Source organism: Candidatus Nitrosarchaeum limnium BG20, from assembly GCF_000241145.1.
In the GTDB taxonomy this organism is placed as follows: Archaea; Thermoproteota; Nitrososphaeria; order Nitrososphaerales; family Nitrosopumilaceae; genus Nitrosarchaeum; species Nitrosarchaeum limnae.
In genome coordinates this window covers 1-26,731 of record NZ_AHJG01000010.1, presented here as the reverse complement: position 1 = coordinate 26,731, position 26,731 = coordinate 1, and the positions used below count along the sequence as shown (strand labels likewise).

Annotated in this window: 29 protein-coding genes and 1 pseudogene; 24 read left to right on the top strand and 6 right to left on the bottom strand. The window is 32.3% G+C overall.

The window, feature by feature from the left end:
* The first annotated feature begins 30 nt into the window (after positions 1 to 30).
* Genes BG20_RS00415 through BG20_RS00395 form a run of 6 tightly spaced genes read left to right on the top strand, consistent with a single transcriptional unit; the run spans position 31 to position 4,924 of the window.
* Positions 31 to 630, top strand: a complete 600-nt coding sequence (locus BG20_RS00415; RefSeq protein ID WP_010189546.1) for a V-type ATP synthase subunit E — start codon at positions 31 to 33, stop codon at positions 628 to 630.
* A gap of 1 nt (position 631) precedes the next feature.
* Positions 632 to 2,410, top strand: coding sequence for a V-type ATP synthase subunit A (locus BG20_RS00410; protein ID WP_010189545.1), 1,779 nt, complete (start codon positions 632 to 634; stop codon positions 2,408 to 2,410).
* Positions 2,407 to 3,792, top strand: coding sequence for a V-type ATP synthase subunit B (locus BG20_RS00405; RefSeq protein WP_010189544.1), 1,386 nt, complete (start codon positions 2,407 to 2,409; stop codon positions 3,790 to 3,792). The genes BG20_RS00410 and BG20_RS00405 overlap by 4 nt, the downstream gene beginning before the upstream one ends.
* A gap of 4 nt (positions 3,793 to 3,796) precedes the next feature.
* The gene (locus BG20_RS00400; protein ID WP_007402528.1) at positions 3,797 to 4,429 is read left to right on the top strand and encodes a V-type ATP synthase subunit D; all 633 of its coding nucleotides are present in this window, start codon (positions 3,797 to 3,799) and stop codon (positions 4,427 to 4,429) included.
* Positions 4,429 to 4,560: a hypothetical protein gene (locus tag BG20_RS13725; protein ID WP_256359077.1), complete on the top strand. Its 132-nt coding sequence runs from the start codon at positions 4,429 to 4,431 to the stop codon at positions 4,558 to 4,560. Before BG20_RS00400 ends, BG20_RS13725 begins: the two co-directional genes overlap by 1 nt.
* 52 nt (positions 4,561 to 4,612) lie before the next feature.
* Entirely contained in the window at positions 4,613 to 4,924 is a 312-nt protein-coding gene (locus BG20_RS00395; protein ID WP_010189543.1) for an ATP synthase subunit C, read from the top strand.
* A gap of 33 nt (positions 4,925 to 4,957) precedes the next feature.
* On the opposite strand, the gene pyrI is transcribed toward BG20_RS00395, so the two are convergent.
* Positions 4,958 to 5,419 carry an aspartate carbamoyltransferase regulatory subunit gene (pyrI, locus tag BG20_RS00390; protein ID WP_048096929.1) on the bottom strand — a complete coding sequence of 154 codons (462 nt, stop codon included), beginning with the start codon at positions 5,417 to 5,419 and terminating at the stop codon, positions 4,958 to 4,960.
* Positions 5,420 to 5,460: 41 nt separating this feature from the next.
* Here pyrI and pyrB point away from each other — a divergent pair, with 41 nt between their 5' ends.
* The 3 genes from pyrB to BG20_RS00375 all read left to right on the top strand — a co-directional run bounded on the left by pyrB (position 5,461) and on the right by BG20_RS00375 (position 8,561).
* A complete protein-coding gene (gene pyrB, locus BG20_RS00385; protein WP_010189541.1) occupies positions 5,461 to 6,390 on the top strand; it encodes an aspartate carbamoyltransferase in 930 nt (309 codons plus the stop codon).
* Positions 6,391 to 6,463: 73 nt separating this feature from the next.
* The gene (locus BG20_RS00380) at positions 6,464 to 7,174 is read left to right on the top strand and encodes an LON peptidase substrate-binding domain-containing protein (protein ID WP_010189539.1); all 711 of its coding nucleotides are present in this window, start codon (positions 6,464 to 6,466) and stop codon (positions 7,172 to 7,174) included.
* 7 nt (positions 7,175 to 7,181) lie between these two features.
* Positions 7,182 to 8,561 (top strand): PEFG-CTERM sorting domain-containing protein, encoded by a 1,380-nt coding sequence (locus BG20_RS00375; protein ID WP_010189538.1) that lies wholly within the window; start codon positions 7,182 to 7,184, stop codon positions 8,559 to 8,561.
* A 6-nt stretch (positions 8,562 to 8,567) separates the two neighbouring features.
* On the opposite strand, the gene BG20_RS00370 is transcribed toward BG20_RS00375, so the two are convergent.
* The gene (locus tag BG20_RS00370) at positions 8,568 to 8,951 is read right to left on the bottom strand and encodes a CopG family ribbon-helix-helix protein (protein WP_007402522.1); all 384 of its coding nucleotides are present in this window, start codon (positions 8,949 to 8,951) and stop codon (positions 8,568 to 8,570) included.
* 92 nt (positions 8,952 to 9,043) lie between these two features.
* Between BG20_RS00370 and BG20_RS00365 the strand changes: the two genes are divergently transcribed.
* The 3 genes from BG20_RS00365 to BG20_RS00355 are packed head-to-tail and all read left to right on the top strand — an operon-like array spanning position 9,044 to position 11,498.
* Positions 9,044 to 9,958, top strand: a complete 915-nt coding sequence (locus BG20_RS00365; protein WP_048096928.1) for a metal ABC transporter substrate-binding protein — start codon at positions 9,044 to 9,046, stop codon at positions 9,956 to 9,958.
* A complete protein-coding gene (locus tag BG20_RS00360) occupies positions 9,952 to 10,674 on the top strand; it encodes a metal ABC transporter ATP-binding protein (RefSeq protein WP_010189535.1) in 723 nt (240 codons plus the stop codon). Before BG20_RS00365 ends, BG20_RS00360 begins: the two co-directional genes overlap by 7 nt.
* Before the next feature lie 32 nt (positions 10,675 to 10,706).
* Entirely contained in the window at positions 10,707 to 11,498 is a 792-nt protein-coding gene (locus tag BG20_RS00355) for a metal ABC transporter permease (protein WP_010189533.1), read from the top strand.
* On the opposite strand, the gene BG20_RS00350 is transcribed toward BG20_RS00355, so the two are convergent.
* The gene (locus tag BG20_RS00350; RefSeq protein WP_010189532.1) at positions 11,481 to 14,267 is read right to left on the bottom strand and encodes a copper resistance CopC/CopD family protein; all 2,787 of its coding nucleotides are present in this window, start codon (positions 14,265 to 14,267) and stop codon (positions 11,481 to 11,483) included. The two genes, BG20_RS00355 and BG20_RS00350, sit on opposite strands and share 18 nt — an antisense overlap.
* A gap of 102 nt (positions 14,268 to 14,369) precedes the next feature.
* Between BG20_RS00350 and BG20_RS00345 the strand changes: the two genes are divergently transcribed.
* Positions 14,370 to 14,996, top strand: coding sequence for a hypothetical protein (locus BG20_RS00345; protein WP_010189531.1), 627 nt, complete (start codon positions 14,370 to 14,372; stop codon positions 14,994 to 14,996).
* Between the two features lie 14 nt (positions 14,997 to 15,010).
* Here the strand turns inward: BG20_RS00345 and BG20_RS00340 are convergent, their stop codons facing one another.
* Entirely contained in the window at positions 15,011 to 15,886 is an 876-nt protein-coding gene (locus tag BG20_RS00340; protein ID WP_010189529.1) for a PEFG-CTERM sorting domain-containing protein, read from the bottom strand.
* 51 nt (positions 15,887 to 15,937) lie between these two features.
* Positions 15,938 to 16,755 (bottom strand): annotated as a pseudogene (locus tag BG20_RS00335) (CFI-box-CTERM domain-containing protein).
* 109 nt (positions 16,756 to 16,864) lie between these two features.
* Here BG20_RS00335 and BG20_RS00330 point away from each other — a divergent pair.
* The 8 genes from BG20_RS00330 (at position 16,865) to BG20_RS00295 (ending at position 24,471) form a co-directional block, all read left to right on the top strand.
* Positions 16,865 to 17,692, top strand: a complete 828-nt coding sequence (locus tag BG20_RS00330; protein WP_010189527.1) for a hypothetical protein — start codon at positions 16,865 to 16,867, stop codon at positions 17,690 to 17,692.
* 48 nt (positions 17,693 to 17,740) lie between these two features.
* Positions 17,741 to 19,210, top strand: coding sequence for a hypothetical protein (locus BG20_RS00325; RefSeq protein ID WP_010189526.1), 1,470 nt, complete (start codon positions 17,741 to 17,743; stop codon positions 19,208 to 19,210).
* 30 nt (positions 19,211 to 19,240) lie between these two features.
* Positions 19,241 to 19,447 carry a hypothetical protein gene (locus BG20_RS00320; protein WP_010189525.1) on the top strand — a complete coding sequence of 69 codons (207 nt, stop codon included), beginning with the start codon at positions 19,241 to 19,243 and terminating at the stop codon, positions 19,445 to 19,447.
* Positions 19,448 to 19,545: 98 nt separating this feature from the next.
* Positions 19,546 to 21,078, top strand: coding sequence for a peptidase (locus tag BG20_RS00315; protein ID WP_238527413.1), 1,533 nt, complete (start codon positions 19,546 to 19,548; stop codon positions 21,076 to 21,078).
* Positions 21,079 to 21,178: 100 nt separating this feature from the next.
* Positions 21,179 to 22,459, top strand: coding sequence for a hypothetical protein (locus BG20_RS00310; protein ID WP_048096925.1), 1,281 nt, complete (start codon positions 21,179 to 21,181; stop codon positions 22,457 to 22,459).
* 50 nt (positions 22,460 to 22,509) lie between these two features.
* Positions 22,510 to 23,286: a rhomboid family intramembrane serine protease gene (locus BG20_RS00305; RefSeq protein WP_010189520.1), complete on the top strand. Its 777-nt coding sequence runs from the start codon at positions 22,510 to 22,512 to the stop codon at positions 23,284 to 23,286.
* 41 nt (positions 23,287 to 23,327) lie between these two features.
* Positions 23,328 to 23,504 (top strand): tautomerase family protein, encoded by a 177-nt coding sequence (locus BG20_RS00300; RefSeq protein ID WP_007402510.1) that lies wholly within the window; start codon positions 23,328 to 23,330, stop codon positions 23,502 to 23,504.
* Positions 23,505 to 23,676: 172 nt separating this feature from the next.
* Positions 23,677 to 24,471 carry a carbon-nitrogen hydrolase family protein gene (locus BG20_RS00295; protein ID WP_010189515.1) on the top strand — a complete coding sequence of 265 codons (795 nt, stop codon included), beginning with the start codon at positions 23,677 to 23,679 and terminating at the stop codon, positions 24,469 to 24,471.
* On the opposite strand, the gene BG20_RS00290 is transcribed toward BG20_RS00295, so the two are convergent.
* Positions 24,455 to 24,970, bottom strand: a complete 516-nt coding sequence (locus BG20_RS00290) for a topoisomerase DNA-binding C4 zinc finger domain-containing protein (RefSeq protein WP_010189513.1) — start codon at positions 24,968 to 24,970, stop codon at positions 24,455 to 24,457. The two genes, BG20_RS00295 and BG20_RS00290, sit on opposite strands and share 17 nt — an antisense overlap.
* Between BG20_RS00290 and BG20_RS00285 the strand changes: the two genes are divergently transcribed.
* The 3 genes from BG20_RS00285 to BG20_RS12555 all read left to right on the top strand — a co-directional run bounded on the left by BG20_RS00285 (position 24,964) and on the right by BG20_RS12555 (position 26,729).
* Positions 24,964 to 26,127, top strand: a complete 1,164-nt coding sequence (locus BG20_RS00285) for a thiolase domain-containing protein (protein WP_048096923.1) — start codon at positions 24,964 to 24,966, stop codon at positions 26,125 to 26,127. The two genes, BG20_RS00290 and BG20_RS00285, sit on opposite strands and share 7 nt — an antisense overlap.
* A gap of 1 nt (position 26,128) precedes the next feature.
* Entirely contained in the window at positions 26,129 to 26,497 is a 369-nt protein-coding gene (locus tag BG20_RS00280) for a Zn-ribbon domain-containing OB-fold protein (protein ID WP_010189510.1), read from the top strand.
* A 70-nt stretch (positions 26,498 to 26,567) separates the two neighbouring features.
* On the top strand, positions 26,568 to 26,729 hold the full coding sequence (locus BG20_RS12555; RefSeq protein WP_010189509.1) for a hypothetical protein: 162 nt from the start codon (positions 26,568 to 26,570) through the stop codon (positions 26,727 to 26,729).
* Positions 26,730 to 26,731 lie beyond the last annotated feature (2 nt).

Below are 26,731 nucleotides of genomic sequence, written 5' to 3'. Positions count from 1 at the left end.
TTAAAATCCATTATGAATTAATTCGTCACATTGGGATCTAATTCGGCGTTAGAACAAACAATTGACAAAATTCTTACTCAAACTGAAAAAACCATACTATCCAATCTTCATTCTGCTTTAACTGAATCCAACCAAGTTCTTGATGATTCTATTCCTAAATTAGAGCAAGAATATGATAAAATCATCTCAGATGGTAAAAAAGAGGCAGACAAGATTGAAAAACAACTTGTTGGAAGTTCAGACATAGGTGCCCGAAATAGTGCACTTTTGGTATTAGAAAAAGCAGTTGATGACGTATTTACAAAAGCAATTGAACAAATTTCAAATATGGAACGTAGCGGCGATTATTCTAAATTAATAAAGACTCTATTAGATGAATCAACTAAAATTTTAGGTACCACAAAAGTTGTAATTTATACAAATTCTAAAGATAAAGATGTGGTACAATCTGTTTTGTCACAATTTTCTGGTGCAGAATTGTCTTCTGAAACAATTACTTGTATTGGAGGTGTTGTAGTAAAATCCAAAGCAGGTGCAATGAAATTTGACAATACACTTGATGCAAGAATTCAACGTCTGAAGCCTTTAATAAGGAAAGAAATTGCCACAAAATTCGGAGTAGGTAATTAGTATGGCAGCACAAGGAAGAATTGTTTGGGTAAGCGGTCCAGCAGTTAAAGCTGATGGAATGTCTGATGCAAAAATGTATGAGACTGTTGTTGTTGGTAACTCAAAATTAGTTGGCGAAGTAATTCGTTTAACAGGCGACGTTGCATTTATTCAAGTTTATGAATCTACAAGTGGATTAAAACCAGGAGAGCCTGTCGTAGGTACTGGAAACCCACTTAGCGTTTTATTGGGTCCAGGTATTATTGGACAAATTTATGACGGAATTCAAAGACCATTAAAAGAATTATCCAAAGTTTCTGGCTCATTTATTGGAAGAGGTATTACAACTACTCCCGTAGACATGGTAAAAAAATATCATTTTGTACCATCTGTTAGTAATGGTGATGTTATTGCTGCAGGAAATGTTCTTGGAACTGTACAAGAAACTGATCTAATTACAAATTCTATCTTAGTCCCACCAGATCATCCTGGTGGAAAGATTTCAAATGTTGTAAGCGAAGGAGATTATGATTTAGAAACCGTATTATGTACAAGTGAAAAAGATGGACAAAAAATTCCTCTCAAAATGTATCATAGATGGCCTGTTAGAAAACCTCGTCCATATCATACTAGATATGATCCAACAGTTCCGCTCCTTACTGGACAACGTGTTATTGACACATTTTTCCCAATTGCAAAAGGTGGTACTGGTTCTATTCCAGGTGCATTTGGAACTGGAAAAACAGTCACACTACACCAAATTGCAAAATGGGCTGATTCTCAAGTTGTAGTCTACATTGGATGTGGTGAAAGAGGAAATGAAATGACAGAAGTACTTGTTGAATTTCCACATCTTAAAGATCCACGTAGTGGCAAACCACTTATGGATAGAACAGTTTTGGTTGCAAATACAAGTAATATGCCAGTAGCTGCAAGAGAAGCAAGTATCTACACTGGTGTAACAATTGCTGAATATTATAGAGATATGGGCTATGATGTTGTACTTGTAGCAGACTCTACAAGTAGATGGGCAGAATCACTCAGAGAAATGAGTGGAAGATTAGAAGAGATGCCTGCAGAAGAAGGTTATCCATCATATTTGGCATCAAGATTAGCAGAATTTTATGAAAGAGCAGGTCGTGTTAAAGCCATTGGCAGTCCTGACCGTGATGGTTCAGTTACATTAGTAGGCGCTGTTTCACCATCAGGTGGAGACTTTACAGAACCAGTTACAACTCACACAATGAGATTTATCAAAACATTCTGGGCATTGGATGCAAAACTTGCTTACTCTCGACATTACCCTTCAATTAACTGGATGAACAGCTATTCTGGTTATCTTGGTGATATTGCAAAATGGTGGACTGAAAATATCAATAGTGATTGGTTATCTCTTAGAAGTGAAGCATATGGTGTTTTACAAAGAGAAGACACACTAAAAGAAATTGTCAGACTATTAGGTCCAGAAGCATTACCTGATGAAGAAAAACTAATTTTGGAAGTTGCAAGAATGGTAAAGATTGGTCATTTACAACAAAACTCATTTGATGATGTTGATACCTATTGCAGCCCACAAAAACAATACAAATTATTAAAATTACTAGTTGAATTCTACAGACGAGGTCAACAAGCACTAAAAGAAGGTGCATCATTAGCAGATATCCGTGCATTGGCTATTGTGTCTACATTGCTTAAAGCAAGAATGGATATCAAAGATAATGAAATGGCAAAACTAGATCAATTAGACATTGATATGAAGGAACAATTCAAATCTATCACAGGAGTGAAAGTTTCAAATTGACAGCTAAAGGCGGAGTTCAATACAGTAAGATTGCAGAAATCAAAGGACCACTTGTAGTTGTTGATGATGTAGAAAATGCAGCATTTGATGAACTAGTTGAAGTTGAAACCACAGATGGAGAAAGAAGATTAGGTAAAGTTCTTGAAGTTGGAAACGGTAAAGCTATTGTTCAGGTATTTGAGGGAACTACTGGATTATCAATTTCTGGTACCAGTGCAAAATTTGTCGGTAAACTCATGGAAATGCCAGTATCAAAAGAAGTACTTGGTAGAGTATTTGATGGATTAGGTAGACCAAAAGACGGACTACCAGATCCAATTGCTGATAAATTTATCGATATTAACGGAGAGCCAATGAATCCAGAACAACGTGAATATCCTAAAGACTTCATTCAAACTGGTGTTTCTGTAATTGATGGAATGATTACACTTGTTAGAGGACAAAAATTACCAATATTTTCTGGCTCAGGTATGTCTCATAACATTCTTGCAGCACAAATTGCAAGACAAGCAAGTGTTGTTGGTACTAAAGATGATTTTGCAGTAGTCTTTGCAGCAATTGGTGTGCAATACAGTGAAGCAGAATATTTCAGAAGAAGTTTAGAAGAATCAGGTGCACTAAAACGAAGTGTTCTATTTCTTAACACTGCAGACGATCCTGCAATTGAAAGAATTATCACTCCACGTGTAGCATTAACTGTTGCAGAATATTTGGCATTTGATCTTGGAATGCATGTTCTTGTAATTCTAACTGATATGACAAACTATGCAGAGGCATTAAGAGAAATTAGTGCAGCAAGAGAAGAAGTACCAGGAAGAAAAGGTTACCCTGGTTATCTTTACACAGATCTTTCAACAATTTATGAAAGAGCAGGAAAATTAAACGGAAGAAAAGGTAGTGTTACCCAAGTTCCAATCTTATCAATGCCATCTGATGATATTACTCATCCAATTCCTGATCTTACTGGATACATCACAGAGGGTCAAGTTGTCCTTGGAAGAGATTTGTTCAGACAAGGTGTTTATCCACCAATCAATATTTTGATGAGTCTTAGCAGATTAATGAAAGATGGAATTGGAGAAGGAAGTACAAGAGCAGATCACGGTGAAGTATCTAACCAAGTGTATGATGCATATTCTAGGGCTCAAGAAGTAAGAGCATTGGCAGGAATTGTTGGTAAAGCAGGTTTAACTGAAATTGACTTGAAATACATGGATGTTGGTGATGTGTTTGAAAAAGAATTTCTTTCTCAAGCAACTGACGAAAATAGAACCATTGAAGAGACTCTTACTTTATTATGGAAGATTGTTTCAAAACTTCCAAAGAATGAGATTACTAAGATTAAAGACAAATACATAGACCAATACTATCAGGAAAACTAGCAGCATGTCTTTTGGACAAAATGTAGCTGCAACAAAAATCGAACTTCTAAAATATAAAAAATCAAGCCAAGTTGCTAAAATGGTTCAGAAAATTTTAGATGATAAACGTAAAGTTCTTTTAAAAAATATTGAAGAAATGATTGAAGAAGCCTCAAAAGCTAGAGGTGGAATATGGGAACCCTTGCAAGATATTTACAAATCCGTTAATGAGGCATATTTGGCATTAGGAACCAGTACTGTTGACTCTGTTGCAGAATCTACCCCACCAGTAATGGAAGTTGACGTTCATACAAGGAGAGTTGTAGATGTAAAAATTCCTGCCCTTACTGTAAGAGAAAAAGATACTAAATCAATGCCTTATGGTTTTGCAGATACCAACTCATCAATTGACAGAGCAGCAAAGCAAATCAAAGAACTTCTTCCAAAAATTTGTAAAGCTGCAGAATATGAAAATTCGATTTTCAGTCTTGCAAAAGCACTTGAAAAAACACAAAAATTACTAAATGCATTAGAAAATGTAATTATTCCACAATATCAGCAAAAAATTCGATTTATTCTTGCAACTCTTGAGGAAAGAGAAAGAGAAGAATTCGCAAAGTTAAAAAAAGTGAAGGCAAAGATGGAAAGTAGAAAATAATGGCAAAAGAAGAAATCAAAAAATTAATTGAACAGTCTAAAAAGGTATTAGAACAAGATCATGAAAATTTTGCAAAATCAATTAAAAGCGATTTGGCATCATTCAAAAAGAAAACTTTAGATCAAATTTAAATTTAAAATTACATCATGATTTAAATATGGACCTAGGAGAAGAATTTCGTAAATGAAAACTCTAGTCTTGTTACTTTTGGCAGTAATTGCAATTTCTGCAACTGGCTTAACTGGACTTGCTTATGCACAATCTGAAACAGTTGAAGTAAACAACAACTCATCTATGAAACTATTAGGTGCTGGTTTGGCATTTGGTTTAGCAGCAGCCGGAGCAGGTATTGGTCTAGGTCAAGTAGGTGCAGCAGGTCTTGCTGTAATCAGTGAAAATCCTGCACTGCAGTCAAAGGTATTCATCTTTGTTGGTATGGTAGAATCAATCGCTATCTACGGCATAGTCATGATGTTCATCATCCTAGGACAATAAGCCCTAAAGATACATTTTTTTCAAATTTTTAATTTAATTATATTTTAATTTGTTTACATCTAATACTCTTGAACAATATCTGCATTTGAGAACTCTTCCTTCTTTGTCAATTACATCCATCACTGATTCTATATGCTCAGTACTGTTTGTAATGCAGTCTGGATTTGAACAACGAAAAATTCTATCTATTTCATTTGGAAGTGCAACTCTTCGTTTTTCAACTAGCTTGTAGTCTTTGATAATGTTAATTGTTGCTTTTGGTGCAATGACTGAAAGCATGTTTGTATCGTCATCTTTTAGAAATTTATTTTCCACCTTTATGATATCTTTTTTCTTAAATTTTCCACTGGGGACATTTAGAGCAATAGTGATGAGACTGCCATCCTTTCCATCAATTCTTAAAGCATTTAGAACTTGAAGGCCTTTTCCCTCATCAATATGGTCCAATACTGTTCCTTCTTTTATTCGTCGAACCATAAGTTCGGACTCTTGCATCAGAATACTTTGTATAGTCACCTGTATATATCATTGAAAGAATGAACGAATTCTACAAAAAAGATATAATTTCAATCAAGGACTTTAACAAGGCTCAACTTGAACAAATATTCGCATCTACTGATAAAATAATGAAACTTGGTCCTATAGATAGAAGGGAAATCTGTAAAGGAAACACACTTGGTTATCTCTTCTATGAGCCAAGCACTAGAACTCGTCTTAGTTTTGATGCTGCTATGGCTTCAGTAGGAGGTAATTCCCTGGGAATTTCTGACATCTCATCCTCATCTACAAAAAAAGGAGAGAGTCTTGCAGATACTGTTAGAATAATGTCAAATTATTCTGATGTACTTGTATTGAGACATCCTCTTGATGGCTCTAGTAGATTTGCAGCTGAAATTTCTTCCAAACCTGTAATCAATGCTGGAAGTGGAACAGAAGAGCATCCTACTCAAGCAATTCAAGATTTGTTTACAATTAGAAAAGAAAAGAAAAAGATTGATGGTCTCAAAATAGGAATTATAGGAGATCTGAAATATGGGCGAACAGTTTACTCTCTTCTGTATGGACTTGGAAACTATGATGTTGATGTCCATTTAATCTCGCCTGAATCATTGAGAATAAGATCTGATTCTGTCTATGAAATAAAAAAACGATTGTCCTTTACCGAATCGACTAACATTGAAGAACATATTGATGATCTTGATGTTCTTTATGTTACACGAATACAAAAAGAAAGATTTCCTGATGAGGAAGAATATCTTAAGGTAAAAGGAAGTTATGTTGTGGGATTAGATTTACTACAAAAAATGAGAGATGATTCTATAATCTTACATCCATTACCAAGATTAGATGAAATTTCTACAGATGTTGATAAAACTAAAAATGCAAAATATTTTGAACAAGCAGAATATGGAAAACATACACGAGCTGCGTTATTGGGATTAATTCTCAATGAAAATGGATTCTAAGTTTTAAAATCTATTTCATAATTAAAATTGATTGCGTATTCCATATATCTAGTGAAGTAACAATAATAACAGTTTGACTCAAACAAAAATTTTACCTATTTTTCCATTGGACTTGGTACTATTTCCTAGACAAGAATTACCACTTAGAATTTTTGAACCACGTTACAAGCAATTAGTTGATGATTGTATGCTAGGAGATGGTCAATTTGGTGTATGTCTAATTGATGCAAATAACTCAATTAGTGGATGGACTGCTCCAAAATTAATCGGTACAATTGCAAAGATTACCAAATGTAAAGATGTTGAATTAGATGGAATGCAATTACATATTGAAACTGTAGGCAGAAACAAATTCAAAATACATAAAATTATTCCACCGTCACTTGCACAACCAGCTAATTATGATCCATATACTGTAAAAGGTCATCAAAATATTTCTGAATTACATGAAAAATTAGGAACTGAAGAAAAAATGTACATTCGTGCAGAAGTTGAATTGATACCAGAAATTGACGAAAATGTATCATTAGATCAATGGGAGATACTTGTCCAAATGTGGAAAAACAAAATTATCAAACAAGCACTACCTCAAGTTGTTGAATCACATGCTTTAGATCATGTTTTGGAAAAATACTATCTTATCACAGATACACCTACAATTGATTTTGTTTATTCTTTATCTGCACTTGGAGCCAAAGATCCAAATGAATTACAACCCATACTTGAAGCCAATAATATGGATGATTTACTTCATAATGTGAAAGAATTGCTGACAGTAAAATAGACCTAACATGTCTGTAACACTATTGTCAAAAACAAAATTTGTACTACTTTCAATTGCACTATCTTTGGCATTTCCAGCATCTAGTGTTTATGGACACGGATTGGGAATTGATACTATATCATCAGTTGATGTGCAAGGAAAAAAAATTTCTATCTCTGTAGAACTTCCAATGACTTTTGAAAAAACTGGAGAAAAACAAATTACAATTACTGCAATTAATAAAGAAACTAAAGAAAATCCAAAAAATGTAACATTCTTGATTGGTCTTTTTCATGAAAATAAAATGATATTTAGAAACTATTTTTTTACCTCTGATGGAATTCTTCCAATCAAAGTAAATCCTACACAAGATAGTGAGATTACGATTCATGGTGATCAAGATTCATTGCTAGGTGCATGGCACGGAACAGAATCTAAACCAATTTCCATTTCAGGTCCTATTTTTGATTCAGGTGGACTATACAATTTTGAAATTGAGGTACGTACTATTGATGATCCTACAAACATAATTGAAGATTCAGTGATATACACTGCATCTGTCAGCGTTGCTGATGAAACAGAATTTATACAAAAAGATGCTCAAAATGAGGACATTTTGTTTAAAGTCAAATCATACTTTGATAATGTTTCTAATTTTCAATATGATCCAAATACAAAGCAATTAACATTTGACATGCCTTTTGATTGGAGTGAGAAACAAATGTCCCACATCCCTGTTGTGCATGAAGAAGTGCATTTTCCAAAGAATTTTGCCGAATTTTTATCACCAAGTTATACTGGTAAAGTAAATGGAATTGATTTGTTTAAATCGTCAGTTTCAATAGATGATTATTCTGTAGATGATGAAAGATTAGTTCATTTTGTTTTATTACAGGATCATCTCAAATTCATAAAGAATCAACTAGAAAAATCTGGAAAACCATTACCTGAAACCATGACTTTTACACTTTCAAGATCTGAAAATGCAGAATTCCCGTTGACTTCATTTACAAAAAATGAACAGTTTCAAGTGAATCTTTCATGGGATCCTATTGAAATTACACCAGAACAAGAAACAATTTTTATTTTTACTATTAGAGATGGTAAAACAGGTGAGCCATTACGTAACTCTGTTTATGATTTTGTTATAATACAAAACGGTAAGGAAATTCATAGAGCGACAGGAAATGCACAAGTAGGTGGGGAATTTGAAAAATATGAATTTACAAAAGATCAAACAGGTCCAACAATTATCCGATTTGAAAATATTAAAAATTCAGGTCAACAAACTGATTTTGGTATTGTTGTTGCACCAGAATTTGGAGTAATTGCAACTATGATCTTATTTTCTGCATTGATGGTAGCTATTTTAGCATCCAGAAATCGTTTTATTAAATATGATATTTGATTAATTCTATAATGTTACTAACTTTACAGTGTCCATGTTTTTGTTTACTTGAAAATCTTTTGTGATAGTTGATACTCTTTCTGCATCTCCATCGATTACAAATAATTCCATGCACTTTTCTCCCTCGATCTTGCTGTGTAGATGTGTCGTGATTAGATCTTCAAAATTATGTTTAATTCCAGATACAACATGATCAAATTCATCATTATGTACAACTAAAAGAATTGCATGAATATTTCCTGTTAGTTCGGACTTTTGTTTTTCTTCTGAAACAAAAGTTCTGATTCCAGCCCTAATTGCTTCAGATCTTCCTGAAAATCCCATGGATTTTTGTAGCTTATCTAACTCTGAAAGGATTTCTTGATTAAGTGAAATAGATACTATTGGCATAATGAGAAATTGTTATTAATTATCTTATAAGTTTAGCAATTAAAGTTATTAACATTTTATAGGGTTATTAATAACTCACGAAAAAACTGTCTGTGAATACGCAAGTGAAACTAGCAATAATTGCAATTACCGTTACCATCCCTTTGATATCCTATGCAGTTTTTTCAAGTGATTCAAATCAATTCAAAAAAACCAACGAATCTAAATTACAAGTAATTTCATCATTTTATCCATTACAAGAATTTTCTCAAAGAGTAGGTCAGGAAAAAGTTGATACAAAATTGCTAGTTCCGATAGGAATTGAACCACATGATTGGGAACCAACAATAAAGGATATTCAACAAATGCAAAAATCTGATCTTATCATAATCAATGGAATTGGATTTGAAAGTTGGCTTGATAAATTAAGTGAAATAAATTACAATGGTATTGTAGTTGATACAAGTTTAGGCGTATTGAAAAATTCCCATGGATCTTCAATGTCTCTAAATCACAATGGTAAGTCTAATGATCCTCATATTTGGTTAAATCCTGTTTTTGCAAAAACTCAAGTTCAGAATATTGCAAATGCTTTTTCTAATTCAGATCCTCAAAATCAACAATATTATCAAGAAAATGCTGCAAATTATATTTATGAATTAGATTTACTTGATTCAAAAATTCATACTGAGTTATCTGGATGTAATCATAATTTTATAGCATTTCACGATTCTTTTTCATATTTTGCAGATGAGTATGATCTCACTCAACATACAATAATTTCATCATATGCACCACATGTAGAACCAACAGCTAAAACATTAGAAAATGTAATCAATAAAGCCAGAGATCTTGATCTAAAAATTATTTTTACTGAAGAAACTGCTGATCCTAAAACTTCTGAAGTAATTGCAAATGAAATTGGAGGAAAAATACTAGTTTTATCTCCTATAGAAATTGGTAATAATGAAACATACATTTCTAAAATGACTGAGAATCTTAATAATCTGAAAGAGGCGTTATGTTGAAAGTAGTTGAAATTGAACATCTTACAATTGAATATCCTGATCTAAAAGCTATAGATGATGTGAGTTTTAATGTAGAACAAGGGGATTTTTTAGGCATAATAGGCCCTAACGGCGCAGGAAAATCCACTCTATTTGCTGCTATGCTTGGTCTAAATTCAAAATACAAAGGAACAATCAAATTTTTTAATACTGATATTAAAAAATCAAAAAATTATCTTAAAGAAATTGGTTACGTACCTCAAAAACCGATCTTTGAGAGAAATTTTCCTGCTACAGTTAATGACGTTGTTAAAATGGGATTACACAAAGAATCTGATGAAAATAAAATAGATAAAATCCTGCAACAACTTTGGATACATGAATTAAGTGAAAGAAGAATAGGAGAATTATCTGGAGGACAACAACAACGAGTCTTTATTGCAAAAGCTCTTGTTAATAATCCAAAAGTTCTGATCTTAGATGAACCTGTTACTGGTATTGATCAACAAAGCATTGATCTTTTTTATAGCATCTTGAAAGAATTAAACTCTAAACAAAACATTACTATTATTTGGTCTTCCCATGATTTAGATGCTGTAAAGCAATTAGCAAATCATGTGGCATGTCTTAATAGAACTCTCTTCTTTCACGGAGAATCTGATGATTTCTTTGAAAACAATGAACTTGTAAAACAATATTCTGAAGCATCAATGCAGGAACACATGCATCATCATTAGAAATGGTTTTTGAAATCTTTACTTTTAGTTTTATGCATAGAGCAATAATTTCAGGAATTGCAATTGCGATTTTGTGTTCCATAATTGGTTTGTTCTTAGTCTTAAGACGCTACTCATTATTTGGTGATGCAATAGCCCATTCATCATTTGGTGGAATTGCGTTAGGATTAATGGCAGGAATTTACCCACTTTGGACTGCATACGGTGTTTCAATAGTTAGTGCATTGATTATGACGCGAATTAAAGACAGATTCAACATATCTGGAGATGCTTCAATTGCAGTCCTTTTGTCTTCCGGAATAGCTGTAGGTCTTGTGATTATTGGATTATCAGGAGGATTCACTCTTGATATTTTCAGTTTTCTTTTTGGAAGTATATTACTAGTTAGTGTAAATGATACAATTTTGATACTATCATTAACTGGAATTATTCTAATCGTTATTCTTTTGCTATACCGCCAACTTCTCTACTCTACATTTAATGAAGAACAAGCAAAAGTTAGTGGCGTTCCTGTCGAAAAAATTAACTATCTTATTGTGTTTATGGCAGGAATTACTGTTGTAACTTCTATACAATTAGTTGGAGTATTATTGATTTCTGCTCTATTTGTAATTCCAAATGTTACTGCAATAATGTATGGAAGAGGGTTCAAACAAACTGCAATACTTTCAATGAGTTTTTCAATATTTTCTGTGGTTTCAGGAATTTTGATCTCATATGTTTTTGATATAACTCCTGCAGGAACAATTGTTTTATTTGCAATTGCAATTTTTGCATGTACTATGGGTCTAAAACATGCTGGATTGCTATCCAGACAAAATTAATTCATTTAATCTTCTTTTATCTTTTATATTTTTGACAAAGAACAATGATGTTGCAATTATTCCCATTGCAATAAGTGGAGATACAATTTCAGTGTATTTTAATTGAAAAGTATTTGCATTTGGTATCTGCGATGCTATTATCGGAATTTCTGTGGTCTTTATCATTGATAATTTGTTTCCTTGTTGTTCTACAAACCAAACATTGCCTTTATCATCTGATGATGAAAATTGTGCAAATGATGTTGTAGTGGGTATAGGAACTTCAATCAAATTTTTGTTATCTGGATCATAAGCTGCAATTTTATCTACAGTATGCTGTGCTATCCAAATGTTACCGTATTTGTCAAATGACATTCCATACGGTAATGCATCCTTATCTGGAACTGTGATTTTTTCAAATGTTTCAAGAATTGGATCAAATTTGGTAATTGCTAAACCTGTATGTTCTGCAATCCACAAGTTTCCTTTATCATCAAACATCAATGCTTCTGGTGATGCTAAGGGTACTTCAGGTGAAAATTCTGAAATTTTGTTGTTTTGTGGATTGATAAATCCTATTTTACCTGCCTGTGATTCTGTAAACCAAATTTTTCCTTCACCATCAATAGTAAGGGCAAATGGCACCGAACCTCTTGTAGGCAATTTTACTTCTTCAAATGAATCAAATTTTGGTTGATACTTCAAAATAGTATCTTTGTTTGTAACTGAGATCCAAATATTTCCATCAAAATCTGCTTGAATGAAAGTAGCTATATTATCATTAATCACAGGATCTATTTTTGGTAAAGTTTTTGTTGTGATCTTCTGAGTACTTGGTTCAAAGTATCCAATTTGATTCCTAGGAGTATCTGTAAACCAAATTTTCCCTTGATTATCTTTTGTTAGAATAATGGATGTCAATCCATCAAATGAATATGATGTAAAATTTTTTGAATCAAGTGAGAATTTCCATAATTTTGGTGCAGATGGATCACTTACCCAAATTGAATCCTTGCCATCAAACAATGGATAAAGTGGCTTTGAAGCTTGCGGTAACTCATATTCTATGATTTCTGTTTTAAGATCTGATAGTCGTGGTTTCACAAGTAAATTCAGAAAAACTGATTCGTTTGCATTCTCTGTTCTTATATTCTCTATTTCAACTTGCCATTGACCAGAAAATCCAAATGTTATCTCTCCTTGAAATTCAATAGGTTTACTTTCTTCTTGATTTATGATTTTCATTGGAATTTCTATGGGAGCAATATTTCTTTGAGGATTGGAAATTTTTACTTTGATTTGATTTGAATCAATTAAGGGCTTATCTTCAAAGTCGCTCATCTTGATAAAGATTGTATTTGTACCGCTAGAAAACGGCGTAATCTCTACATCAAATTTAGTTTTTTCTGAAAATTCTATTGAATGAAATCCATATGAAACTTTTTGAGCATCAACCTGATTGATTTCTCCAGCTGGTAATGTTCCATTAGAAAGTAATGCTACAACTACCAAAAGAGTAATCCCAAGTGCTACATCAAATTTTAATGATCTTTTTAGTTTTTTGTATATTGCAATAGTTCCTTTTTGTAAATCTCTTTCAGCATTTTTTTGAATTTTAAATTGAAAATACCCCCCAAATCCAATCATAATTGCTGCAATTGCAATTTTTGCAAAAATTAGTTTTCCATAAATTGATTCAGTAATCAAATTTACATTACTTTCCAAAAGCCACATCAAAGTTGGACCTGTAATTATAACAATTCCTACCGCAATTACAACCATGATTGAAAACCTTGGAATTAAAACAAGTGTCATTTTTTCTCGTTTTGTTTCTTCTAACTGTGATAATGTTGGAAGTAATGTAAATACAAAATAAATAATTCCTCCAATCCATACCGCTGCAACGAAATTATGAATATAATCTAAAACAATAGCGGGCATTTCTCCACTTGCTGCACCATGTCCAATCAAACTTGACGTGCCAATTAATACAAGTGTTACCGCAAGCATTGGAATTTTATTTTTTATAGATAACTTCTTTTTTCTATCCATCCCAAACCATAAAGCAAGAAGAACTATTGTGATTACCATTCTTATTAGCCATATGTTTCCAAAATTAGTTTGAATTACATTAATTACTGAAGTTTCTAATCTTATTGCTTGTATTGCAAGCATCAAAATATTTGAAGCAAAAATTAGTAATAGTCCAATACCTGTAATTTTCATAAATTTTCCATGATGAGATTGTTCTAGTTTTTCTTCTTCTTTTTTGATAAGTTGTTTATTTTGAGTTCCCCAAATTAGTATTGATGCAATTAGAACACCTAAAACAATTGTTTGACCCACAAGCCCTGGAAATCTTGATCCAGCTTCAGGAAAAAACACAATATCTGAAACATCTTTACTGCTACTAGCACCTACATCTATTTTGGCATCTCCTACTGCAAAAACAAATGCGCTTGGAACCAAATGACCATCGATTTTTGATAGTGCTTTGGTGGTTACTGTGTAAACTCCTTCATCTAATGGCGGTGTTGTAACGATTAGAGAACTATCACCATCAAAATATTTTGAATCTTTATTGTCTATTTCTTCTCCATTACTGTCTATTACTTTTAGAAAACTAAAATCTAATTCAACTGGTTCCGAAAAATGAACAATAATTTTTGTAGTTCCAACCGGTGCATTTGTAGATGAATTTGGAGTAGAATCTATAGTAAATGGATGAGCTGATGCATATGGAATTGAAATAGATATGACTAAAAGTAAAATTACCAATGATTTTCTCATAGATTTTCAGGCAGTCTTTAACAATTTAAACAGTTTTCGATATATTCGAAGTTTGTACCAATTCACGTAAAGATAATAACATGTTATCATAAAATAACAGTCATGAAAATTATTGTTTTGAGTATTGTTGGAATATTGTTTTCTGTTGGATTGATAGTCCCTTCTTTTGCTCATACTACAGTTGAAGTAGAACCTTACAAGATTGAAGTGGGTTGGGGACTGGAACCACCAATTGTTGGTATCAGAAATGACTTTGTTTTTAAAATAACTGAGCCTGGTGATGTACCTGGTCAATACAAAGGAGTTCCAAACGTATTCAAAAATCTTGAAGCTACTGCAATGTATGGAGGAGTTTCCAAAGTAATTGAAATTGATTCTGATCCTAGGATTGGATATTATTTTTCACCTGTAATTCCAACCAAAACTGGAAGTATCATGATGAATTTGAAGGGAGACATTAATGGAATCCCAATTGATGTACAAATTCCTGTTGAAGATGTAGAAAGCTCTGCAGTTTTAGACTTTCCTCCAACTAGCGGTTCATCTAATCAAGATGTAACCTCACTAAAAAACGCAATTTCATCATTACAAAGAGAAGTCTCTTCAATGAAAGATACTCCTCAAACTAATGTAAATGGCGGTGCAGCATATGACTTTGCAATTTTTGGATTATCTATTGCAGCAGCAGCTATTATCTTGGCGATAATTGCATTAATAAAAAGAAAATAGAAAAAAGTTAATCCCTAAAATCTTGGAATTACTTTAGATTTTGCAGTAACGGCTACAATACTTATGATTGACACAGCAAGTATCATCATTGCAATTGTTCCAAATTCTGGAACAACGTTTGAAAATACTACTTTCTCACCAATAGGTCCTGTTTTTGGATCATCTACTCCATATCCTTGGAATGTGATAGTGATCTCTACTGGATCTGATGATTTCAGTGGTGCTGTTTCATGTACGCCTTTTCCATCATGATGATGTGCGGCCATGTCATTTAGTACATCTTCTCCGTTTTGTGTTACCATGATATCATGATTGACATGTTCTTTACCGGCAAATTCAACATTGACCTTCATTTTTTCACCTGTGGTTGGTGCTGAAGTCGAAACTGAAACTTTTGTGCCGTCAGATAACATACCAGTTGCAGATACATCTTTCATCATTGTATCGCCTGACATGCTTTCATCTGTCATTCCTTCATCATGTTTTTCTGCTCCTGCTTCTTGAACTACAATTAATCCCTCCATCCATGGATGTACCATACAATAGTATGGGAAACTTCCTACTTCTGTTGGTTTCCATTCATATGAACTTCCAGCAATTGCTAAACTGGAATCAAATGCTCCGGATGGACCATCAGCTGCAGTACCTGCTGTGAATGTATGTGCTGCAGAATCTGTGTTAGAAAATATTACTACTCCACCAACATCAACTGTTGCTTCTTTTGGAATGTAACATCCTTCTGCAGTAGTTTCACAACCAGGTGAACTAGATCCTGGTGCTGGGACAACTGTAACTTCACTATGATCTGCAAATGCATCTGGTGTTGTTGCAACTAATCCAGCTACAATAGCAAATAATACGAAGAATGAGCTAATAGCTATTGTCTTCATTGATTCAGATACTTATACGGATAAATAAAAACCTGACTAGAATTTCTCTATTCAACTCTGCTTTTTTCTAAATTTGTATATCTTGACAATTCCAAATACTGGAATGCCTGCATACATTCCAACATTTAGCATAATCAGTGATATTCCATATCCTAACATTTCTTGCTCTGAATCAATATTAACATGATTTAGTATAGATAGACTGGAAATCATTGGAGTCAGAGTAATTTTTACTGCTTCTTTGAATATTGGATTTTCTCTTTCCCAATCAGCAATAGTTGGACTAAATGAATAATAGAATTGATTGAAACCACTCATAAATACAGTTCCTGATTTTGTTGAAAGAATAGTATTGTCTCTAAGTTCTCTTAATTGTTGTACTTGTGGTGCAAGCTCTGATCCATATGTTGCAGTAGCAATTAGGCAACCACCACCTTTTTCTTCTTTAGCAACAGGTGTAGGTGTTACAACATCTTTTCCAACTGGAATATCAAATGAAACCTTTTCAGATGGGATTGGCTGGAATAGTATTCCCTCAATTTCAAATTCTACTGTGTATACTCCTTCATTGATAAATTCAACTGGAATTTTTACTGAACCAAGTGATGTATGAGTAAGTGGAATTGGTCCAAATACAGATTCACCGTCCTTTGAAACTGTTATGATATAATCAATATGTTCTTGAATTTTTTTGTATGTGGATTGATAAATTCTATATCTAATTTAGTTTCTTGTCCTGGAGTAATATCGTCATATGATAATTTGACATCTAATGTTCCTTTTTCTGTAGCTAATGTTTGTGAATTTGTTTGAGCAAATGCTGGAATGATTAGTAAAGGAATTATTAGTAATATTAATAATAATTTCATATCTTTTCTTATTTTCTTCACGCATAAAAATTACTCGCTTATCAAGTCTTAAAATAATTATTCAATATAGTAACAGAGATTAATAACTAAATTGTTATCCTATTGTAACTTGAAGTCATTTTCAATTTCAAATTATCTAATTCTAATTTTCACTGTTAGTTTTCTGATGATTTCTCCAATTTACATAGATACTATTTTTGCTCAAGAAAATGAAATCTCAAATCGGGAAAATAATGATATTACGTATGTAGCAAAATTTGTATGTGGTTCCATTAATGGCGATGAAGGCCCACTACGACCAGGTCATTATGATACAGGTATCAGTATTACTAACAAGCAATTATCAAAAGTTTCTTTCTTGTGGCTTGCAACTGTAAATGATGGACCAACATCTCATTCTACATTAATGACTCTAGATCATCAAAAATCAACAGGGCTTGATTGTCGAGATATTAAAAAAGTAGTAGGCTTAGAAAACAGTACCTCTATTTTAGAAGGATTTGTGTTTGTAACAATTCCTCAAGATTATAATCTTGCAAATCCAAATACTGTGATTCAGTATTCCTCAAATGATATCAATTTACTAGATGTTCAGGTGTTTTTTACTGCAAATGCCCTAGATACTTTACCTCATGAAGTTGTAATGGAAAAAATCTCATTTTATGTTCTACATGATGATACTGGTAAAATTCCAACAAATATGATTAAAACTACTTTAGATGTTACATTAGAATCAAAACTAAATGTTATCTCTGATACAGAAAAAAAAGTGAAGGAAATTCTATCTACGACATATGGAATATCTGAAAACGATTTTGATAAAATTGAAATTAGAATCAAAAATGTCTCTCTAGGAGTTGGTTCCATGATTGATGATCATGCTATTTCTCTAAGTATCCTCAAACCGCAACTATATCCTAAGAATAATCAGCAGTGATATTTTGTGTTAAGTCATATATATGACAAATTAAGCATGAATATTATTATGAAAAAGTCATCAATTGTATTACTAACACTATCTGTATTGCTAATATCACAAATTCCTTCATATGTTTATGGTGATGGATTAACACAAGAAAATCTTCCCCCAGCTAGTGTAGGAAATAGAGAAGCTAGTTTGTTTATCAAAATCAGTCCACCAATTCTTACTAAAGATACAATTGGCGATAAATATTTACAATTACGTCTTTTTGATGCAAAAACTGGAGAAACAATCAAACACACATCCTTCTTTGTAACAGTTGACAAAGATGGAAAACTATTGATGAGAAATTTATTTCATACTCACTCTGGGGATTTAACTCTTACAATTGATTCTAAAGATATGGATGTAAATGATGTTATTGTATATGGTGATAATGAACCATTCTTGGGTGGATGGACTTCTGTAAATGATAAAATTACTGTTAAAGCTCCAATTTTACTAGATGCTGGATTATATCATTTTGAAATAGAAATTTTTGGGATTGATTTTGATAAAAACATATTCACTGTATCCGATGCACCAAAATTTGATTCTTGGCTTAGTGTAGGAGATATATTTGATGAAAAAGTTTCAAGCGGAGGTAAATCTTATGATTTAACAATTACATCCTATTATGATCAAATAAATAATTTTAATTATGATGAATCTAAAAAAACAGTCTCATTTTCAATGCCGTTTAACTGGGATATTCCAAGATTAGAAAAACAAAATGTATTTGTTCATGAAGAAATCCATTTCCCCACATCTTTTAAAGCATTTTCAGAAGCAGATACATACACAGCTACTGTAAATGGATATCCTGTTACTGGAAGAATGTTAATTGCTGATCCATACTCTATGGAAAATACATTAATTTTACATTATTTGTTAAGCAAAGAGAATATCTTAGATATAGCAAAAAGCAACAAACCCGGAGTAAAAACAATGGAGTTTAAATTATCTCCATCAAGCGGATCAACTACACAAAAAAATTCATTTGATGTTAAATTTGGTAGTGGTGCATTTGCTAAAGTTCAATATGACTCTAAATTAGTTTCAGGAGCAAAAATACCATTTGAAATAACTTTCTTTGATAAAGATAACAAGTTACTAAAATGGGTAACATATGGTTACAGAATAGAAGATTCTTCTGGAAAAGTAGTTTATGAATCTCAAAACACCAATCCTAATTCACCTGGTGTTCTTTTGACAGAAGGTATTGATAAACACCAATTTGATTTTCAATCTACCGGAAAATACAAGATTACGTTAGCACTTTTTAGTCATGGTATAGATAATTTACAAACACTATCTGGAATATCTAATGCATCTTTTGATATAACTCAAGGTACTGCTACTGGCTCCAATCAAATCCCATCTTGGATTAAAAACAACGCTGGATGGTGGGCAGATGGCTCAATTGATGACAACTCCTTTGTTCAAGGTATACAATATCTGATCAAAGAAGGAATAATGAAAATCAAATCATAGATTTTTAAACCAATATCGCGTAACATTATCATGAAAGACATTAACGATATTCTTCCAAAAGTCCCAAACATGAGGTGGGGAGCTTTGATGAATAAAGCACCAACAAATGAAAAGGTAGAAGAGATGAATAAAATATTTCCCCACAATGGAAAATGGCATACTGTCTTTGAAGAAAAAGATCAAGTGACTATTGACGGTAAACAAATTTGGAAAAAAGATCCAAAAAAGTGGACATAATATTAAAAACGAGAATAATCAATCTAGATTTTTAAGTAGACAAGCACAAAATAAAGAAAGACTTGAGAGGAAATTTTTTATATTTATTAATTATTTTTTTGTTTTTCATTTTTCTTCCAATAGGAATTGTAAATGTATACGGGCATGGAGTAGGAAGTGAAATATTTCCACCAGTTGATCTTAAAGGAAAACAAGTTAGCTTAGAAATCTCATCATCTCCAAAAAACAATGATCAAACTGTTGATCAACAAATCACAATCTCACTAATTGATTTTAATTCAAAAATCACTCTTAGAGATGTTACATTTTTAATAAAATCTAGTCGAGGCGATCAATTTCTTTTTGAAAAAGAATTTCAAAGTCATAATGGAATATTGATTTTTAATTTTATTTCAAAAAATACTGACTCAATTCAAATTAAAGAAAAAAGTGAAGATAATTTCTTTGGTTCATTACTTGGATTGGACAATAGAATTATTGATGTTTTTGGTTCTAAACTAAGTGAAGGAGGATTATACAAATTTGATATACAAGTACTTACAGTTGATGGTTATTCAAAAAAATTAGATGTGCCACTGACATTTAATGCTGGTATTTCAATTGCTCAAACATCAAAGCATGAAATTATCCATCCTGATTTTGGTTCTCAAGTAATTGAAGTTGTAACATATTATGATAAAATATACAACTTTCAGTACAATACTAATTCAAAAGAAATTACTTTCGCAATGCCTTTTGAATGGAGCACTAATAATATCAATCAAACATCTGTAGTTCATGAAGAGCTAATAATTCCAAAAACATTTGGAGATCTGTTAGTATCGGGATTTTCAATTTATATAAATGGAATCAAATTATCTGACAACATTACAACAATCGATGATTTTTTTTCTGATGGAAGAGTAGTTCATTTTATTATCAGTCAAAAAGAACTATGGAATGTTTACAAACACGATGCAAATCAAAATGGAATGTATTTTCTTATAAAACCAAATTCGAATGATACTCAATTAAGTTCTGTAACTGAAAATGGACAATTTCGAATACTTGTTTCTTGGAAACCAGAAAATTTACAATCAAACTCTAAGGCATTAATTTATTTTGATATTACAGATATTTTTCTAAAAAATAGACCAATTGCAGTAAATTATGATTTTTCAGTATCACAAAATGATCAAATAATTTTTGAAGAAACTGGTATTAGCAGTGATTCTAAAGAAAAACATAACATAGCAGAATTTACAATACCTGATAATGTATCTGGTATTGTACAACTAAATTTCCAGAATCTTGATAATAACAAACTTGCAAAAACATCCATTCCAATTATTGTTAATTCTAAAATCATTGGAAATAATGTAATTCCAATACCTGAATGGATTAAAAATAACGCTGGATGGTGGGCAGATGGCTCAATTGATGACAACTCCTTTGTTCAAGGTATACAATATCTGATCAAAGAAGGAATAATGAAAATTCCACCAACAACTCAAGGTACTGCTACTGGCTCCAATCAAATCCCATCTTGGATTAAAAATAACGCTGGATGGTGGGCAAATGAGCAAATCTCAGATGAAACTTTCATTCAAGGTATACAGTATTTGATACAAAATAGAATTCTTCATATTTGATTATCTTTAAATCGAAACATGAAAATTAATTTAATTATATTAAATAGATATGAGCTACATAAAAGAAATAATCCATTAGTTCAACAAATAGTGTAAGTAAATGAATTTATCAAGTTTCACTATGGATTTGGAATATTCCTCTTTCATTTCAAAAATATTTCAATCAAAAATTGTATTTCTTTTAATTGGATTCGTACTTACTTCACTACTAGTTTCTGAATTTGCATTTGCTGATGTTTTTATTCCTACACAAGAATACTTGGGGTATTTTGATTATCAAGGAGTATATACGGTTGGAGGCAATGTAAAAAACCAAAATGATTATGCAGTGATTCCAACCATAACTGTTAGTGTAGTTGATGGAGAAAATACATTTACAAAAACAATATCACATGTGCCAATTCCTCCAAAAACAGATATTCCATTTAAGATAAAAATTCCTGAAATTCAAGGAGAAAACCCTGTATTGTTAGAGGCTAAACTTAATTTTATGAAAACACAAAAAGATCCAATATCAATTCAAGTTCTTTATGATAATACTCTAATCAAACATGATGATGGTCATGTCACAGGACGAATTAAAAATATTGGTAATCAAACAGTCTTCAATCCAAAAATTCTTGCAATAGTTCATGGTCATGAAAAAGTTCTTGATATTGTAAATAATATTGAATATATTGAAAAAATTGAACCTAACCAAATTCTAAATTTTTCAATGTATCCTGACCCATCAATAACTGATAAAGTTTTTTTCTATAGTTGTTTTGCTCCTCTAGATACTACTGTGGTTCCAGTTATTGCAAAAAAGAATGGAGGGGATTTTGATTTTCGATATGATTCTGGAGCTTGGTATTCTGCTGCTAAATTCAATGAGGAGGGAACTGTTCTTACAATGCGTGGATACAATAGCTACCCTCTTGAAACTTATGCAAACTTTGAATTTCCGCAAATTTCAGGCAAAGAAAAATTTACTGTTACTTTAAATGATAAACCTGTGAAATTTATTCAAAGTGTGGATGAAGCAGGATTTTGGCATGTTGCATTTAATGTAGATCCAATATCGCAAGGAATTCTAAAAATTACTGGATTTGAAAAAGGATTGCCTCCAGAAACTTCTAAAATTCCAAAATGGATTAAGACAAATGCTAATTGGTGGTCTACAGATCAAATATCTGACTCAGAATTTCTTGAAGGAATTGATTTCTTGTTCAAAAAAGGAATTATTGCTGTAACTCCAAGAGAGTTAATTAATGAATCTAATTGGAAAATACCTTCATGGATCAAAACCACATCTGGTTGGTGGTCTGAAGATAAAATTTCTGATGATGATTTTCTAAAAATAGTTGAAAATCTTGTTAAGAGAAAAATAATTGTGATTTGATCAATATTTTTGAATAATCTTATTATACAAATTTCAAACAATCTTACTTAATGCTTCCATTAAGAGACGAAAATCCACATCCTCCTGGATTCAAACCTACAGTAACTTATGCTCTAATTATAGTAAATGTAATTGTATTTTTATTTGAAATTGCTGTAACTGGGCAATTTTTAGAATTTACAAATAATAATGCATATAATTTATTTTACAATTGGGGAGCCGTACCTAATTGTGTTACAGGTGCTACTGTATCAACAATTAACTTTGGTCAAGGACCAATTAACATACCATGTCCATCTGAACCATACTTTTCTCTTCTAAGTTCCACTTTCTTGCATGGTGGTTTAATGCATCTTGGAGGTAACATGTTGTTTTTATGGATCTTTGGTGATAATATTGAATTAAAATTTGGAAAAATAAAATATCTTGGAATTTATTTATTTTGGGGAATTAGTGCAGGATTAATTCACATCTTAGGTGATACTTCCAGTGCGATTCCTGCTGTTGGTGCATCTGGTGCAATTTCTGGAGTGTTAGGTGCATACCTTGTAATTTTTCCAAAAGCTAAAATTCAGACTGTCATGATTATGGGATTCTTTATGAGAATGATGCATATTCAAGCAAAATGGTTCTTGCCGTTCTGGCTTATTTTCCAAAATCTACTTCCGTTTTTCATAGGTGGATTTGGTATAGCAGGAGATGGCGTTGCATATTTAGCACATATTGGTGGCTTTATAGTTGGACTTGGTACAGGATATCTATACAGAAAAACCCATAGTTCTGATTTTACATATGGAACAAGATACGGCTACAACGCATACAAGTAATTCTCTAAAGAATAAATTTGTGAAATAATCTCAAGCAAATCATGCCTTTGATTACAGTGTCAATGTATCCAGGACGAACTCAACAACAAAAAGATGAATATGCAAAAGCAATTACAAAATCAGCTGTTGAGATTCTAAAAACAAAAGAATCTCATGTTATCGTAGTTTTTGAGGATAACCCAAAAGAAAATTGGTTTCTTGCAGGAAATCAACTTTAACCCTTTTTTGAAAAAACTGGAATAATTTCCTTCCAGTTAGAGAGATAGATAATACATTATGGTCAGTTAGGTAAACTAATCAATTCACATAATAACAAAATGGTACATTTAACATTTGTATCACTTTATCTTTTTATTCTCATTAAAATTACAAATTTCATGAAAGTTGCAGTTGTACAATTCAAGGCTTCCACTGACAAAGAAACTAATCTCAAAAAAAATTATTAATTATATTACTAAAGCCGCAGAAGGAAAAGCAACACTTGTAGCATTTCCAGAATTTATGATGTTTTACACAAATTCTTCACAAACATCAAATCAACTTGCAAATCTTGCAGAAACAATACAAGGAAATTTTGTTAGCACTATAGGAAATACTGCTAAAGAAAATCATATCCAAGTAGTAGGCTCATTTTATGAAAAGAGTCCAAAAAAAAATCGAGTATATGATACTTCATTTGTTATTGATAAATCAGGCAAAGTAATCTCGACATATAGAAAAATTCATCTCTATGACGCGTTAGGTTTCAAAGAATCAAATAAAATGGTTAAGGGTTCAAAGATTGCAAAACCAGTAAAGACTTCTCTTGGAAAAATAGGTATGATGATTTGTTATGATTTAAGATTTCCTGAGATGTCAAGATCACTTGCTGTTGCAGGTTCAGAAATTTTGATTGCACCATCTGCATGGGTAAAAGGAAATCTCAAAGAGGAGCATTGGATAACAATTAACAAAACAAGAGCAATTGAAAATGGTTGTTATGTGATTGCACCAGATCAAGTCGGAAATATTTATTGTGGAAGAAGTATTGTAGTTGATCCTTATGGAAGAATTTTACTTGATATGAAAAAGAAACAAGGAATTGGATATGTCAACATTGATTTAGAAAATATAAAAAAAATCCGTAAAGTATTACCCCTTCTAAAAAATAGACGAACTGATATTTATGCTACTTTGAAAGCTTAATCTTTCTACTATCACAATTAAAATTGGAACACTGTCTTGTCCATTTCTGTTTTCTTGAATAACGAAAAATTATCATTGGCCACTTACAGACTTCACATGGAATTTTCATTGCTCTGAGTTTTGCTTTTTGTAAGAGTGGTGAAGATGCTTTACACCCTCCGTAGAAATTTGAGCAACCCATGAATCTCTTTCTAGTGGATCTGGATCTGATTACCATTAACTGACCTAATCTACATTCTGGACATTCAACTAATCCATTTTTTGGAGAATTTGTTCCTAGAATCATGTATTTTCTGTCTTTTGAAGACCACGAAAGATACCCGTTAATGTCCAAATATTGTACGATCTCTTTTTTGAAAATCGCTATTTTGGACTTGGTAGATTTCACTACATGTCTTGTTTTTTTTACTTGTAAGATCTGAAACTTTGTTTTCTTTGCGGGCAATTTCTGTAATGAATTTACTAAAACGATTTTTATAGGGAATCTGGTCAGTGACATTTGTGGAAAAGGTCTGCGTTCTTGGTGCTGGTAGCACGAAATATGGAAAATTATCTGAAAGTATAGCTGATATTACTACTCAGGCATCAGTTTTAGCCATAGAAAATGCAGGTATTGATCCAAAAGAGATCAAAGCATCTTACATTTCAAACGTCTTTGGTGTTGCAGACAAGCAGGTACATCTTGGACCTGTTTTAATGAGTAGATTAGGAATTCCAGATAAACCATCATTAACAATAGAGTCTGCATGTGGAAGTGGTTCTGTATCATTTAGAGAAGCATATGCCAATGTTGCTGCTGGTTTTTATGATTGTCTTGTAGTAACAGGTGTTGAAAAAGTAACTCACACAGGAACTGAATGGACTACAACTTACTTTGCATATTGCTCAGACTTTTTTTATGAAGGCCAAGCTGGTGCATCGTTTCCAGGATTATTTGCATCAATGGCAAGAGCCTATTTGACAGAATTCGGTGCAACTGAAGAAGACTTTGCAAGAGTTGCAGTAAAGAATCATGATAATGGTTTTCTTAATCCTAAAGCTCACATGCAAAAGAAAATTACAATTGATGATGTAATGAATTCTCCAGTAGTTGCAAGTCCACTAAAACTTTATGATTGTTGTCCATTCTCTGATGGTGCAAGTTCTGTTATTCTTTGTTCTGAAAAGTTTGCAAAAGCACATGGTGGTAACTATATTGAAGTCATTGGATCTGGCAGAGGCGGTTCACCTGCTGCATTGCAAGGACGTGAACACATGACTACAATTCCTAGTACAAAGATCGCAGCAGCAGATGCATACAAAATGGCAGGAATCACTGCAAAAGATATTGATTTTGCTGAAGTACATGATTGCTTTACAATTGCAGAAATTGTTGATACTGAAGATTTAGGATTCTTTGAAAAAGGTCAAGGAGTACAAGCTGTCCGTGAAGGTAGAACTAAATTAAATTCAGACATTTCTATTAATCCTTCAGGTGGTCTTAAATCAAAAGGACATCCTATTGGGGCTACTGGTGTAGGGCAAGTAGTAGAGGTATTTGATCAATTAACTGGTAAAGCTGGAGCTCGAACTGTCAAAGATGCAAAAATTGGCTTAACTCATAATTTTGGTGCAACTGGTGCAAGTTGTGCTGTTCATATATTCCAAAGTGTGTAAAATGACTATTGAAGAACAACTTATTGAATATGCTAAACAGGGTAAACTCCTAACTCACAAATGTACAAAGTGTGGACATCTTCATTTGTCCACTGCCTATTATTGTCTAAAATGTGGTAGCAAAGGATTTGAGGATGTTGTTTTAGATGGTGTGGGCTCAATTGCGACATACACCATAATAACTGTGGCTCCTGCAGGATTTGAAAAATATACCCCATATGCCTTTGTCGTGCTTCAATTAGATAATACACATTTGAGAATTTCAGGATTTATGGCAGGAATTGCCACCCCTGCAGATCTACCTGTCGGAACTAGAGCCAAAATAGCAGGTTTTGAAGATGGTTGTGGAATCATAATTAAAAAGCAGTAAAATAATTTATTTGAATTATTAAAAAAAATCATAATCATTTCTTAATAATTTTACAACACTGATCATTTTGATGTCTGTAGATATTACATGTGGTAAATGTGGAGAAAAGATCGCAAATATGAAAATGCTAAAGTCTCTAAAAGATGTTATGAATCCATACAATGGAAAATGTCCTTCATGTGGACAAAAATTATCAACATCTGAATTTTCTTTGGATGTACAAGAAAACTGATC